This window comes from Microbacterium sp. NPDC055599 (assembly GCF_053618975.1).
In genome coordinates, this window is sequence record NZ_JBSHIM010000005.1 from 227,483 (window position 1) to 240,089 (window position 12,607).

The following is a 12,607-nucleotide window of genomic DNA, read 5'->3' on the forward strand; positions in this document are numbered from 1 at the left end:
GCCCGGTTCCGACCCCGTGCTGCGCTACGCGCTCGTCCGAGGGGCCCTGCTCATCGCAGGGCTCCTCGTGTCGAGCGCGCTCATCTTCCTGACCCTCCGGGTGTTCCCCGGTGACGTCGCCCAGCTCATCGCCGGGACCCAGGCCTCGCCCTCCGAGGTCGAAGCCCTCCGGGAGTCGCTCGGCCTGAACCGTCCCCTGCTCGCGCAGTACACCGACTGGATCGGCGGCATCTTCCGCGGCGACCTCGGCACCTCCCTCCTCTCCGGCGCGTCCGTCGGCGAGGAGCTGCTGCTCAAGGCGCAGGTCACGGTGCCGCTCGGCCTGCTGTCGCTGCTGATCGCGGTGCTCATCGCCGTGCCGTTCGGGATCCTCGCGGCCCTCTTGCGCGGCCGGCGCGGCGGGACGGCGCTCAGCGTCGGTGCGCAGGCGCTCGCGGCCGTTCCGGTGGTCTGGGCGGGCATGATGCTGATCGTGGTGTTCTCCGTGTGGCTCGGCTGGCTCCCGCCGCAGGGCTTTCCGCGCACCGGCTGGTCGACACCGGGCCGGGCCATCGAGGCGCTGCTGCTTCCCGCGCTGACCATCGGGATCGTGGAGGGCGCGATGCTCATGCGGTTCGTGCGCAGCGCCACGCTCCAGGCCGCCGGTCAGGATTTCGTGCGCACGGCCGCGGCCAAAGGGCTCACCCGCACGCGCGCCCTGATCCAGCACGGCATCCCGGCGGTCGGGCTGTCGATCGTGACGGTGCTCGGGCTCCAGGTCGCCGGGATCATCGTCGGCTCCGTCGTGATCGAGCAGCTGTTCACCCTGCCCGGCATCGGCCGGATGCTGGTGGCCGACGTGGGCACGCGCGACCTGATCAAGGTGCAGAGCGAGCTGCTCGTGCTCACCGGGTTCGTCCTGGTCGTGGGCTTCGTGGTCGACCTGCTGCATCGCGCGATCGACCCCAGACAGCGGGAGGCCGCATGACCCCCCGCTGGCTGCACCGGTTGTGGCAGACCGCGACCGGACGCTTCGGCCTGATCGTGGTCGCCGTCATCGCGCTCGCGGCCCTCGTATCGCTGTTCTGGACGCCGTTCGACCCCCGCGCCTCCGACATCGGCGACCGTTGGCTGCCGCCGGGCCTCCCCCACCTGCTGGGCACCGACGACACCGGGCGCGACATCCTCAGTCTGCTGATGGCCGGCGCCCGCACGACCGTGTTCGTCAGTGTCGGCGCCGGCCTCATCGCCACGCTCGTCGGCATCGCCCTCGCGGCCCTCGGAGCGCTCACCACGCGGCTCGTGCGCGAGACCGTGGCCGTGCTCGTCGACATCCTGATCGCGTTCCCGGTGCTGCTCATCGCCATGATGATCTCGTCGGTCTGGGGCGGGTCGCTGTGGGTCGTCATCTGGGCGGTCGGCATCGGGTTCGGCGTGAACATCGCCCGGGTCACGCGCCCCGAGCTGCGCCGCGTGCAGCAGAGCGACTTCATCCTCGCCGCCCGCGCCTCGGGGCTGACACCGGCGCAGACGCTCGTGCGCCACCTGCTGCCGAACGTGGCCCCGGTGTTCATCGTGCAGCTGTCGTGGTCGATGGCGGTGGCCGTGCTCGCCGAGGCCGGCCTGTCCTACCTCGGCTTCGGCGCCTCGGTGGTCGAGCCGAGCTGGGGCCTGCTGCTCGCCGATCTGCAGCGCTACATCGGCGTGCACCCGCTCACGGTCATCTGGCCGGGACTGACCATCACCCTCACGGTGCTGGCGCTCAACCTGCTGGGCGACGGACTGCGCGAGGCGACCGACCCGACCCTGCGACACCGCGCCGCCGAGACGCACACCCCGGCGGTGGTCGCGTGAGCCTGGTGGTGGAGGACCTGGTCGTCGAGCTCGACGGGCGACGCCTGGTCGACGGCGTGTCGTTCGAGGTGCCCGATGGCGCCAGGGTCGGGCTGATCGGCGAATCCGGCTCCGGAAAGTCGCTCACGGCGCTTGCAGTGCTCGGGCTGCTCCCGGACGGGGCGACCGCGCACGGCAGCATCCGCTGGGACGGCACCGAGCTGATCGGCCTTCCCGACCGGGAGCTCGCGCGGCTGCGCGGCGACGACATCGGCATCGTCTTCCAGGAGCCCCGCACCGCCCTGAACCCGATCCGTACCGTGGGGCGGCAGATCGCCGAGTCGATCCGCATCCACCAGGGTCTCGGGAAGCGCGAGGCCAGGGAGCGCGCGATCGCCCAGGCCGCACGCGTGCGGCTCCCCGACCCCGAGACCATCGTCGACCGCTACCCGCACCAGCTCTCGGGCGGGCAGCGGCAGCGGGTGGCGATCGCGATGGCCCTCGCCTGCCGCCCTCGGCTGCTCATCGCCGACGAACCCACCACGGCGCTCGACGTGACGATCCAGGCGGAGATCCTGTCCCTGCTGCTGGGGCTCGTGGAAGCCGAGGGCATGTCGCTCGTGTTCATCACGCACGACCTCGCGGTGCTGGCCCAGGTGGCGACCGCGGGCGTGGTGCTCGAACACGGCAGGGTCGTCGAGGCCGCACCCGTGTCGACCCTGCTGAGCACCCCCGCCTCCCCCGTGACGCAGGGGCTGCTGCGCGATGCGACCGCCACCCTGTGGCGGCCGGAAGGCGGTGCGGCATGAGCCTGATCGAGGCACGCGGCCTGCGGCGGGACTTCGTGGTACCGAAGCGCACGACCTTCGAGCGCACGCGGCGGCAGACCGCGCTGGAGCCCACCGACCTCGACGTGGTCGAGGGGTCGTCGGTCGGCATCATCGGCGAGTCGGGGTCGGGCAAGTCCACCCTGGTGCGGCTGCTCCTCGGGCTCGACCGCCCGACCGCCGGAACGGTCGCGGTGGACGGTCGTGCGGTCGACGCCGCGGCTTCCGCCCGGGAGCTGCACTGGCTGCGACGGCAGACCGGGCTCGTGTTCCAGGACCCGTACGCCTCGCTCGACCCCCGCATGACCGCGGGCCAGATCGTGCGGGAGCCCCTGTGGGCCCTGGGCATCGAGGGCGACCACCGGGCACGCGTACGGGAAGTGCTCGCCCAGGTCGGGCTCGAGCCGGACATGGGCGACCGCTACCCGCACGAGTTCTCCGGCGGGCAGCGGCAGCGCATCGCCCTCGCCCGCGCGATCGTGCATCGTCCGCGCATACTCGTGGGCGACGAGCCGCTGTCCGCCCTCGACGTCACGGTGCGCGCGCAGATCCTCGACCTGCTGCGCGAGCTCAAGGCGACCTCCGAGCTGACGCTGCTGCTCGTCTCGCACGACATCGGCGTGGTGCAGAACCTGTGCGACACGGTCGTGGTGATGAAGGACGGCCGCATCGTCGAGCGCGGTGCGACGGCGGACGTGCTGCTGCACCCCGCGCACGACTACACGCGGGCGCTGCTGGCGGCGATCCCGGTCATCCCCGGCCCTGCGGAGGGCTGAGGCTCAGCGGGAGCGGCCGAACAGCGCGCCGCGACGCGGACGGGACGGGCGCAGCGCCCGGCGCAGATACACGGTGCCGAGGTCGCGGCCGAACTTGTGTCCGACACGTCCCATCCGCCCCGCCTCGACGAAGCCGAGCTTCTCGTGCAACCGGATCGACGCCTCGGCCCCGCGGTCGCTGATCACCGCGACCATCTCGCGGATGCCGCGCTGCTCGCACGCCTCGATGAGCGCCTGCAGGAGCGCCGACCCCAGCCCCTTCCCGCCCGCCCCCGGGCCGAGGTAGATCGAGTCCTCGACCGTGTAGCGGTACGCGTTCTTGCCCGCCCACGGCTGCGCCACCGCGTAGCCCAGCACGGCCCCCGATGGCGACACCGCCACCAGGAACGGGAGCCCGAGACGGTCGAGCAGCGCATACTTCTCCCGCCAGGACGGGATCGTGCTGCGGCGCTCGTCGAGCGTGACCGCCGAGTTGCTCACGAAGTGGTTGTAGATCTCGCGCACGTGAGGGAGGTCGGCGGGACGCGCGGGCCGGATGGCGTACGCGAAGACCTCGGGAGCCGGTGCCGGTCGCAGATGGCGCGGCAGCACCCGGCGACGGTCCCCCGGCTCGAACTGCATGCGCTCAGCTTAGGGACGCCTCCGCCTCGCCCTCCACCCGCCAGTCCACCGGGTCGCCGCCCGCCTCCGCCAGCAGCGCGTTGGCGCGGGAGAAGGGCCGCGAACCGAAGAAGCCGCGGCTCGCCGAGAGCGGCGACGGGTGCGCGGATTCGATCACCGGCGTGTCGCCGAGCAGCGGACGGAGGTTCGCGGCGTCCCTGCCCCACAGCACGGCGACGAGCGGCTGGTCCCGGGCGACGAGCGCACGGATCGCGAGCTCTGTCACCTCCTCCCAGCCCCAGCGGCGGTGCGAGCCCGCCGCGCCCGGCTGCACGGTGAGCACCCGGTTGAGCAGCAGCACGCCCTGGTCGCTCCACGCCGTGAGGTCGCCGTGCGGCGCGGGCGGGAGACCGAGGTCGCTCTCGCGCTCCTTGTAGATGTTCGTCAGACTCCGCGGCAGCGGTCGCACGTGGCGGTCCACCGCGAACGACAGCCCGATCGGATGCCCCGGCGTGGGGTACGGGTCCTGCCCCGTGATGAGCACCCGCACCTCCGACAGCGGCCGCTGGAACGCCCGCAGCACGTTCTCGCCCGCGGGAAGGTAGCCGCGACCGGCCGCCTGTTCCGCACGGAGCCGCTCGCCGAGCGCGGTGATCCGCTCCTGCGCGGGAGCCAGAGCCTCCGCCCAGCCCGGATCGATCAGTCCGTCGCGCGCGAGCTCGGCGAGGCCGCGGCCCGCCATCACTCCGCGGTCCGCACGCGCAGCGGACCCCGCGCGAGCAGGTGCTGGGCGGACTGCGCCACCGGGCGCATCGTGATCAGGTCGAGATTGACGTGTGCGGGAGCCCCCAGCGCGTAGGCGATCACATCGGCGACGTCGTCGGCCAGGAGGGGCGCCTCGACCCCGGCGTACACCGCCTCCGCCGCGACCGCGTCGCCGCCGAGACGGTTGAGCGTGAACTCCTCCGTGTGCACCATCCCCGGCGCGACCTCCACGACCCGGATGGGCTCGCCGTTGAGCTCCTGGCGCAGGGCCCGCACCAGCATGCCCTCGGCCGCCTTCGCCGCGTTGTACCCCGCCCCGCCCGGATACGCCGTCTGCGCGGCGGTCGAGGTCACGAACACCGTGTCCGCGTGCCCGTCCACCTCGGCCGTCGCCCGCAGGAGGGGCAGGAGCCCCGCGACCAGGCGCTGCGTGGCCAGCACGTTCGCGTCGAACATCCACTGCCAGTCGTCGATCGCGGCATCCTCCACGCGGTCCGTCCCGCGCGCGCCCCCGGCGACCTGCACCAGCGCGTGCAGCGGACCCGAACGCTCGAGCTCTCCGACCAGGGCCGACACGGCGGCACCGTCGGTCAGGTCGCACGCGATCACCGAGGCCCCGGTCTCCGCGGCCAGGGCCCGCAAGCGGTCCTCCCGGCGGGCGACGCCGACCACGTCCCATCCCCGCCCCCGCAGCGCGCGCACCGTCGCCGCGCCGATCCCGGAACTCGCCCCTGTCACCACTGCACGTCTGTTCGCCATGCCCTCCACCGTACGATGTCCTCACCCGATTCCCGAGCGACGATCGCCGTGGTGCCGCGAACGTCAGAACAGCGTGGCGGTGCGCGTGTGCACGGTGCCGTCGCTGGGGCTCCCGGTCGAGGTGACCGTCACGGGGATACCCGAGTTCAGCGGCGTCGGACCGAGGATGCCGAACGTGACGTGGGTGACCCCCTGCCCCGCGACGCTGCCCACGTACGCCAGTGTGTACGTCACGGTGCCGTCGCCGTTGTCGGTCACGCCCCCCGCGGTCCAGGTCGGGTCGGTTGCCGGGAGCGCGGGAACGGACGGGCTCGACCCGCCGGCGTTCGCGATGACGACCGGTTGCAGCGCGCCGACGTCGGCTCGATTCATGGTGACGGTGACCGTGCCGCTGGTGATGTCCGCCACCGGGATCGTGGCCGCCTGCGTGTCGTCGTTGCGCAGCTGGATCGAGGCGCCGTAGTACTGCGGGTCCACCCAGGTGCCGCCCTGCATGGTCTCGATCACGAATCGGCCCAGCCCTTCGGCCGACGCCGCCGCGGCCGGCGCGGCGGTCACGAGCGCGATCACCGGCACGGACCAGACCGCGCCCGCCAGCACGGTCCGGCGGGGCAGGCCCCGAGGTTCGTCATCGTGAGCGCCCGCACCGAGATCGTCGACAGTCATGGGGTCTCCTGTCCGCGGGCCCGTCGGCCGCGCCTGGCACGTACGGTAACCGGCACGGCGGGCGAGCGGAAGACCTGCGTCCTCCGCTCGAGGTGAGGAGCGCTGTGTTACGTCACATTTCCCGGCCGCTGTTGACAGCGGGGGAAGTTCCGTACTCTCGCTGCAAGGGCACACGCCATCCGACTTCCGACCGTTCCAGGGGGAACACATGTCCGCACCCGAGACCTGGCGTTTCGAGACCAAGCAGATCCACTCGGGCGCCGCACCCGACCCGGTCACGAAGGCGCGTGCGACGCCGATCTACCAGACCACGTCGTACGTGTTCGACAACGCCGACCACGCCGCGAACCTGTTCGCGCTGGCCGAGTTCGGCAACATCTACACCCGCATCCAGAACCCGACCCAGGATGTGCTCGAGCAGCGCCTCGCGGCCCTCGAAGGGGGCACCGGCGCCCTCGTCCTGTCCAGCGGCCAGGCCGCCTCGACCTTCGCGATCCTCAACATCGCCCAGGCCGGCGACCACTTCGTCGCCTCCAGCTCGATCTACGGCGGCACCTACAACCTCTTCAAGTACACGCTCGCCAAGCTCGGCATCGAGGTCACGTTCGTCGAGAACCAGGACGACCCCGAGGAGTGGCGCCGCGCCGTCCGCCCGAACACCAAGCTGTTCTTCGCCGAGACCATCGGCAACCCGCAGATCAACGTGCTCGACATCCGCACGGTCGCCGACATCGCGCACGAGAACGGCGTCCCGCTGATCGTCGACAACACGATCGCGACGCCCTACCTCATCCGCCCGTTCGAGCACGGCGCCGACATCGTCGTCCACTCGATCACCAAGTTCCTCGGCGGCCACGGCACGACCATCGGCGGCGTCGTGATCGACGGCGGCCGTTTCGCGTGGTCGGAGAACGTCGAGAAGTTCCCCGGCCTCACCGAGCCCGACCCCTCGTACCACGGCGCCAGCTACACGGCCGCGGTCGGCGACGCGCTCGCCTACATCATCAAGGCCCGCGTGCAGCTGCTGCGCGACCTCGGCTCCTCCATCTCGCCGCAGAGCGCCTGGAACCTCATCCAGGGCGTGGAGACCCTGTCACTGCGCATCGAGCGCCACGTGCAGAACGCCCAGGAGATCGCCGAGTGGCTGGACGGCCGCGACGACGTCGCGTCGGTCAACTACTCGGGTCTGCCCTCCTCGCCGTGGTACGCCAAGGCGAACGAGTACGCGCCGAAGGGCGTCGGCGCGGTGCTGTCGTTCGAGCTCAAGGGCGGCGTGGAGGCCGGTCGCGAGTTCGTCAACAGCCTGTCGCTGTTCAGCCACCTCGCCAACATCGGCGACGTGCGCTCGCTCGTCATCCACCCCGCCTCCACGACGCACGCGCAGCTCACGCCCGAGCAGCAGCTCACGGCGGGTGTCACGCCGGGCCTCGTGCGTCTGTCGGTGGGGCTCGAGAACATCGACGACCTGAAGGCCGACCTCGACCAGGCGCTCGCCGCCGCGCGCGCCGTCTCGGAGGCCGCCCGCGCCTGAGCGGACCGTCTCGCACGGATGCCCCGGACCACGCGGTCCGGGGCATCCGTCGTCCCCGCCGCGTAACCTGCCGCCGGAGCGCCGCCCGCCAGGCGAGAATGGGGGAATGGACTGGCAGACGACCTCCGAGGACACGGTGCCGTCGGCACCCGTGACGGAGGCCGACGTCCGTCTGCTCCGTGCCCGACCGCCCGCGACCGGCGCATGGCGCGACGGAGACCCCGTGGGCGGGCGCCGCTTCGCCGCCTTCGGGTCGTTCCGCACCGAGAGCGGGGCCGAGCTCCCCGGCATCCGGCTGGCGTACGAGACCTGGGGCGAGCTGAACGCCGCACGGGACAACGCCGTGCTCGTGCTCCACGCGCTCACCGGCGACAGCCACGTGCGCGGCGAGGCAGGGGCCGGACACCCCACGGCCGGCTGGTGGGAGGACATCGTCGGGCCGGGCGCGGCGCTCGACACCGACCGGTGGTTCGTGATCGCACCGAACATGCTCGGCGGCTGCCAGGGCTCGACCGGACCGGCGAGCATCGCCCCCGACGGCTACGAGTGGGCGTCGCGCTTCCCCTACCTCACGATCCGCGATCAGATGGCCGCGCAGGTGCGCCTGGCCGACGCGCTCGGCATCGACACCTGGGCGGCGGTGATCGGCGGCTCGATGGGCGGCATGCACGCGCTGGAGTGGGCGGTCACCCATCCCGCCCGCGTCGAGCGGCTCGCCGTGCTGTCCTCGCCACCGGTGACCACGGCCGACCAGATCGCCCTGAACACGGTGCAGCTCGAGACCATCCGCATGGATCCGCGCTTCCAGGGCGGCGAGTACTACGACCTCTCCGACGGCGACGGCCCCCACCGCGGCCTCGCCCTCGCCCGGCGCATGGCCCTGCTGAACTACCGCAGCCCGATCGAGCTCAACCAGCGGTTCCAGCGGTCGTGGCAGTCCGACGTGTCACCGCTCGGGCACGGCGGGCGCTTCGCGGTGGAGTCGTACCTCGACTTCCACGGCAACAAGTTCACGCGCCGGTTCGACGCCAACAGCTACATCACCCTGGTCGAGGCCATGAACTCTCACGACGTGGGGCGCGGTCGCGGTGGTGTGGAGGAGGCGCTGCGCGCGGTGACGGCCACGACCCTCGTGCTCGGCATCGACAGCGACCGGCTGTTCCCCGTCGACGGCCAGCAGCGTATCGCCCGCAGCATCCCCACCGTGCTCGACGACGACGCGGTGGTGCTGGCGAGCGACTTCGGCCACGACGGCTTCCTGATCGAGACCGACGCGGTCGGCACGCAGCTGCGACGCCTCCTCGACGCCTGAGCTCACGCCGGGGCGAAGCTCCACGGACGTGCCGCGGCGTGCAGCGTGCCCTGCTCCCACGCGAAGGCCCGCCCGCCGTCGAGCACACGCGTCTGGAACAGCTCCGCCGCCCCGGCCGACGCGAGCGCCGCGGAGGCCCGGTCGTGCATCGACAGCCGGTGCAGCGTGACCCAGGTGGGCGGGAACAGCGTCCACTCCCCCGACGCGTGTCGGGCGAGGGCCTCCGCCGGGGTGGCCCAGGCGAGTTCCGCGACCTCCGCCTCGGACGGCACGGCCTCGGCCCGCGGGGCCTCGGCGAGGAAGAACCAGGTGCGGATGCGGACGGGAGCCTCCGCGGGCGGCCGCCACTCCGACAGGGGCACGAGCCCGTCGATCACGAGGCCCACCTCCTCCGCGGTCTCGCGCACCGCCGCCCGCCGCGCATCGTCCACGCGCTCGGCGCCGTCGCGGCGATCGGCCTGCTCGACCTTGCCGCCGGGGAACACCCAGGCTCCGGCGAACGAGCCGCGCTCCGGTCGCCGCAGCAGCAGCACGCGGAAGCCCTCGTCGGCGGGTCGCAGCAGCACGGCCGTCCCCGCCAGCGGCAGCTCGTCGTCGGGGATCGTCACCCCGTCACTCTACGACGCGAGTACGACGACCGCTGGGGCGCGACGCGCCTCCACCCGGTACGACAGCAGCGCGATGAGCAGTCCGGCGACCGCGAGCGCGGCGCCGGTCCACGCGGGAGCGGTGAAGCCCCAGCCGAGCGCGATCACGACGCCGCCCAGGAACGCGCCGAGGCTGTTGCCGACGTTCAGCGCGGAGTGGTTCATGGCCGCGGCGATCGACTGGTTGTCGCCCGCGACGTCCATGAGCCGTGTCTGGATGGTGGGGCTGAGCACGGACGAGACGAAGCCGACCAGCACCACCAGCAGGCCGAGGCTCACGATCCAGAACGACAGCACCGCCAGCAGCGCGAACACGACGCCCATCGCGGCCAGGCCGCCCAGCAGTGTGCGCCGGAGGTCGATGTCGGCGAGGTGCCCGCCGACCAGGTTGCCCGCGGTCATGCCCAGCCCCATCAGCACCAGCACGATCGGCACCGCCCACTCGGGCGACCCCGCGACCTCGGTGACCAGCGGCGCGATGTAGCTGTAGACGGCGAAGAAGCCGCCGAAGCCGATCGCGCCGACGCCGAGCGTGAACCACACCTGCCCGATGCGGAACACCCCGAGCTCCGCGCGCATCGTGCGACCGGGGTCGCCCGGGTGCGCCGGCACGAACAGGGCGATGCAGAGCGTGGCGAGGGCGAACACCAGCGCGACGACGGCGAACGCGGCACGCCAGCCCCACTGCTGCCCGAGGAACGTGCCCAGCGGCACCCCCACGACGTTCGCGACCGTGAGCCCGGTGAGGATAAAGGCGACGCCCTTCGCGCGGTTGCCCGGACCCATCACCTCGGCGGCCACGAGCGCGCCGATCCCGAAGTAGGCGCCGTGCGGCAGGCCCGCCAGGAACCGCGATGCGCCGACCAGCTCGAACGTGGGCAGCACGACGGTCAGCGCGTTGAACACGGTGAGCGCGAGGGCCAGCACGATCATCACGCGGTGGCGCGGGAACCGGGCGACGAAACCCGCGATCGTCGGCGCGCCGATCACCACGCCGAGCGCGTAGAGCGAGATCAGCCAGCCGGCCTGGCTCAGCGCCTCCTCCTGGCTGGTCGCCCAGACGGACGGCAGCAGGTCGGCGGCGATGTTCGGGAGCAGCCCCATCACGACGAATTCGGTCATGCCGATGCCGAAGCTGCCGATGGCGAGAGAGAGGAGCGCCCTCTTCGCCGCACCCCTCGATGCGGTCGAGGGATTCACCGGTTCAGCTTAGCGGGCGTCGGCCTCGTCGATCGCCGCCTCCAGGCGCTCGACCTTCGCGTCGAGCTCGCCCGAGTACCCCGGACGGATGTCGGCCTTGAGCACGAGGGACACGCGGGAGCCGAACGGCATGACCGCCTCGGTCGCACGCTTGACCACGTCCATCACGGTGTCCCAGTCGGGGCCCTCGATCTCGGTGAACATGCTCGTGGTGCGGTGCGGGAGCCCGGAGGCGCGCACCACGCGCACGGCGGCGGCCACCGCGTCGTGGACGGAGGCGTCGGAGCGGTCGACGGCACCGTCGGCCGGTGTGCCGCTGGGGGCGACGGAGAAGGCGATCAGCATGGGTTCACTCCTTGATTCGAGGGGGACGGACGGCGGGAACGCGCAGGACGGCGCGCAAGCTCACGATGGTCAGGACGATGAGCAGCACGTTGCGCAGCGTGAGCAGCAGCACGGGCACGGGCTCGGCCCGCAGCAGCGCGTCGTAGGTGAGCGGGTAGATCAGGCACGTGACCAGGCACAGCGCCAGTACCAGCACGGCGGACACCGTCGCGCGCGCCCTGTCCCACACGATCCAGAGGATCACGGGCGCGAGAAGCCAGGTCTGGAACTGCGGCGACCCCACCTTGTTGCCGACGATCAGCACCGTCACGAGCGCGAGCGCGAGCGGCGGGAACAACCGGCCGAACGCCGCACCGCGCGCGGCCTTGACCGCCCCGAGGGCGGTGACCGCGACGACCGCCACGGCCATCAGCGGCGTGAGGACCGCGGCGACCGCATCGACGCCCGGCGCGGTGATCTGGAACGTGAGGATGTCGAAGCTGTACTCGATGCGGGCGGCACCGGCCACCGCGAGCCACAGGAACGGCGTCGCCGCGACCGCCTCGATCTGCAGGCCGCGACCGGTCTGCGCGGTGAGGAACCCGAGGATCTCCGACCGGGCACCGAGCAGCACGAGCCCCCCGAGCACGACGGCCGTGACCACCAGCGCCGCCAGCAGCTGCCGCCACCGCCGGCGCCCGGCCACCACCGCCGCGAGCAGCAGCGCGCCCGGCCAGATCTTGATCCACGCGCCGACCGTCAGGAGGGCAGCGGCGAGCGCGGGCCGCGACAGCAGCCACAGGCCGGCGACGACCGCGATCGGCACGGTGACCGCGTCGATCCGGTACAGCGCGATGGGTCCGAGCAGCAGGAGCGCGGCGCACCAGAACCACGCCGCGGCCGTGCGCGCCCGGCCCGGACGACGCCCGACCAGCACGGCGAACGCGACAGCGTCGAGCACGCCCACCAGCACCGCCCAGGCGACGAGGTACGCGGACGAGACGCCGAGCAGGGGCACGAGCGGGGTGGCCAGGAGCCCGGCGAGCAGCATCGGCAGCAGCGCGAGCTGGGGGTACACCCACGGTTCGGTGACGCCCACGACCGGGCCGCCGCCGAGCGCCGCCGACGACCAGGGCTCGTACACCAGCACGACGTCGCCCATCGGCTGGCTCGGGTAGATCCACCCCGCGAGCGCGGTGAGCAGATGCACCAGGAGGAACGCGGCCCACAGCGCGATCGTCCGGGCGGGAACGCGCCGCGTCACGACAGGACGTCCGCGATCGCGAGGGATCAGTTCCGGGCGCATTGTGCCCTCGGGGGTGAGGCCGTAGCCGAGGATCACCACGGCGGTGTCGCCGCCGTAGGTGCCCGGCAGCCCCGGGGTCAGC

14 protein-coding genes are annotated in these 12,607 nt (G+C 72.5%); 6 read left to right on the top strand and 8 right to left on the bottom strand.

Annotated elements, in window-relative coordinates; translation table 11 throughout:
- Positions 1-16 precede the first annotated feature (16 nt).
- The 4 genes from ACWGQ1_RS06790 to ACWGQ1_RS06805 are packed head-to-tail and all read left to right on the top strand — an operon-like array spanning position 17 to position 3,415.
- Positions 17-967 (top strand): ABC transporter permease, encoded by a 951-nt coding sequence (locus ACWGQ1_RS06790; protein WP_136032606.1) that lies wholly within the window; start codon positions 17-19, stop codon positions 965-967.
- Positions 964-1,833, top strand: a complete 870-nt coding sequence (locus ACWGQ1_RS06795) for an ABC transporter permease (RefSeq protein ID WP_136032608.1) — start codon at positions 964-966, stop codon at positions 1,831-1,833. The genes ACWGQ1_RS06790 and ACWGQ1_RS06795 overlap by 4 nt, the downstream gene beginning before the upstream one ends.
- Positions 1,830-2,621 (top strand): ATP-binding cassette domain-containing protein, encoded by a 792-nt coding sequence (locus tag ACWGQ1_RS06800; protein WP_452312591.1) that lies wholly within the window; start codon positions 1,830-1,832, stop codon positions 2,619-2,621. The genes ACWGQ1_RS06795 and ACWGQ1_RS06800 overlap by 4 nt, the downstream gene beginning before the upstream one ends.
- On the top strand, positions 2,618-3,415 hold the full coding sequence (locus tag ACWGQ1_RS06805) for an ATP-binding cassette domain-containing protein (protein ID WP_452312592.1): 798 nt from the start codon (positions 2,618-2,620) through the stop codon (positions 3,413-3,415). The genes ACWGQ1_RS06800 and ACWGQ1_RS06805 overlap by 4 nt, the downstream gene beginning before the upstream one ends.
- Positions 3,416-3,418: 3 nt before the next feature.
- Here ACWGQ1_RS06805 and ACWGQ1_RS06810 read toward each other — a convergent pair whose 3' ends face one another.
- The 4 genes from ACWGQ1_RS06810 to ACWGQ1_RS06825 all read right to left on the bottom strand — a co-directional run bounded on the left by ACWGQ1_RS06810 (position 3,419) and on the right by ACWGQ1_RS06825 (position 6,205).
- Complete coding sequence (locus ACWGQ1_RS06810) at positions 3,419-4,036, bottom strand: GNAT family N-acetyltransferase (protein ID WP_136036873.1); 618 nt, start codon at positions 4,034-4,036, stop codon at positions 3,419-3,421.
- A 4-nt stretch (positions 4,037-4,040) separates the two neighbouring features.
- A complete protein-coding gene (locus ACWGQ1_RS06815) occupies positions 4,041-4,757 on the bottom strand; it encodes a uracil-DNA glycosylase (protein WP_136032616.1) in 717 nt (238 codons plus the stop codon).
- On the bottom strand, positions 4,757-5,539 hold the full coding sequence (locus ACWGQ1_RS06820) for an SDR family oxidoreductase (RefSeq protein ID WP_168442850.1): 783 nt from the start codon (positions 5,537-5,539) through the stop codon (positions 4,757-4,759). Before ACWGQ1_RS06820 ends, ACWGQ1_RS06815 begins: the two co-directional genes overlap by 1 nt.
- A gap of 63 nt (positions 5,540-5,602) precedes the next feature.
- Positions 5,603-6,205: a hypothetical protein gene (locus tag ACWGQ1_RS06825; RefSeq protein ID WP_136036874.1), complete on the bottom strand. Its 603-nt coding sequence runs from the start codon at positions 6,203-6,205 to the stop codon at positions 5,603-5,605.
- 208 nt (positions 6,206-6,413) lie between these two features.
- On the opposite strand from ACWGQ1_RS06825, the gene ACWGQ1_RS06830 reads away from it, so the two are divergent.
- Positions 6,414-7,736 (top strand): bifunctional o-acetylhomoserine/o-acetylserine sulfhydrylase, encoded by a 1,323-nt coding sequence (locus tag ACWGQ1_RS06830; protein ID WP_136036875.1) that lies wholly within the window; start codon positions 6,414-6,416, stop codon positions 7,734-7,736.
- Positions 7,737-7,842: 106 nt separating this feature from the next.
- On the top strand, positions 7,843-9,048 hold the full coding sequence (metX, locus tag ACWGQ1_RS06835; protein ID WP_452312593.1) for a homoserine O-acetyltransferase MetX: 1,206 nt from the start codon (positions 7,843-7,845) through the stop codon (positions 9,046-9,048).
- A 2-nt stretch (positions 9,049-9,050) separates the two neighbouring features.
- On the opposite strand, the gene ACWGQ1_RS06840 is transcribed toward metX, so the two are convergent.
- Genes ACWGQ1_RS06840 through ACWGQ1_RS06855 form a run of 4 tightly spaced genes read right to left on the bottom strand, consistent with a single transcriptional unit; the run spans position 9,051 to position 12,525 of the window.
- Positions 9,051-9,656: an NUDIX domain-containing protein gene (locus tag ACWGQ1_RS06840; protein ID WP_452312594.1), complete on the bottom strand. Its 606-nt coding sequence runs from the start codon at positions 9,654-9,656 to the stop codon at positions 9,051-9,053.
- A gap of 9 nt (positions 9,657-9,665) precedes the next feature.
- A complete protein-coding gene (locus ACWGQ1_RS06845) occupies positions 9,666-10,895 on the bottom strand; it encodes an MFS transporter (protein WP_136032628.1) in 1,230 nt (409 codons plus the stop codon).
- Positions 10,896-10,904: 9 nt separating this feature from the next.
- Positions 10,905-11,240, bottom strand: a complete 336-nt coding sequence (locus ACWGQ1_RS06850) for a thiamine-binding protein (protein WP_136044556.1) — start codon at positions 11,238-11,240, stop codon at positions 10,905-10,907.
- Positions 11,241-11,244: 4 nt separating this feature from the next.
- On the bottom strand, positions 11,245-12,525 hold the full coding sequence (locus ACWGQ1_RS06855; RefSeq protein WP_452312598.1) for a hypothetical protein: 1,281 nt from the start codon (positions 12,523-12,525) through the stop codon (positions 11,245-11,247).
- Positions 12,526-12,607 lie beyond the last annotated feature (82 nt).

Excerpts from the sequence above, each read along its gene's own strand:
- ACWGQ1_RS06855 (WP_452312598.1), bottom strand. The coding sequence starts at position 12,525 with ATGCGCCCGGAACTGATCCCTCGCGATCGCGGACGTCCTGTCGTGACG.
- ACWGQ1_RS06795 (WP_136032608.1), top strand. The coding sequence starts at position 964 with ATGACCCCCCGCTGGCTGCACCGGTTGTGGCAGACCGCGACCGGACGC.
- ACWGQ1_RS06815 (WP_136032616.1), bottom strand. The coding sequence starts at position 4,757 with ATGGCGGGCCGCGGCCTCGCCGAGCTCGCGCGCGACGGACTGATCGAT.
- ACWGQ1_RS06805 (WP_452312592.1), top strand. The coding sequence starts at position 2,618 with ATGAGCCTGATCGAGGCACGCGGCCTGCGGCGGGACTTCGTGGTACCG.
- ACWGQ1_RS06850 (WP_136044556.1), bottom strand. The coding sequence starts at position 11,240 with ATGCTGATCGCCTTCTCCGTCGCCCCCAGCGGCACACCGGCCGACGGT.
- ACWGQ1_RS06830 (WP_136036875.1), top strand. The coding sequence starts at position 6,414 with ATGTCCGCACCCGAGACCTGGCGTTTCGAGACCAAGCAGATCCACTCG.
- ACWGQ1_RS06810 (WP_136036873.1), bottom strand. The coding sequence starts at position 4,036 with ATGCAGTTCGAGCCGGGGGACCGTCGCCGGGTGCTGCCGCGCCATCTG.
- ACWGQ1_RS06820 (WP_168442850.1), bottom strand. The coding sequence starts at position 5,539 with ATGGCGAACAGACGTGCAGTGGTGACAGGGGCGAGTTCCGGGATCGGC.
- metX (WP_452312593.1), top strand. The coding sequence starts at position 7,843 with ATGGACTGGCAGACGACCTCCGAGGACACGGTGCCGTCGGCACCCGTG.
- ACWGQ1_RS06825 (WP_136036874.1), bottom strand. The coding sequence starts at position 6,205 with ATGACTGTCGACGATCTCGGTGCGGGCGCTCACGATGACGAACCTCGG.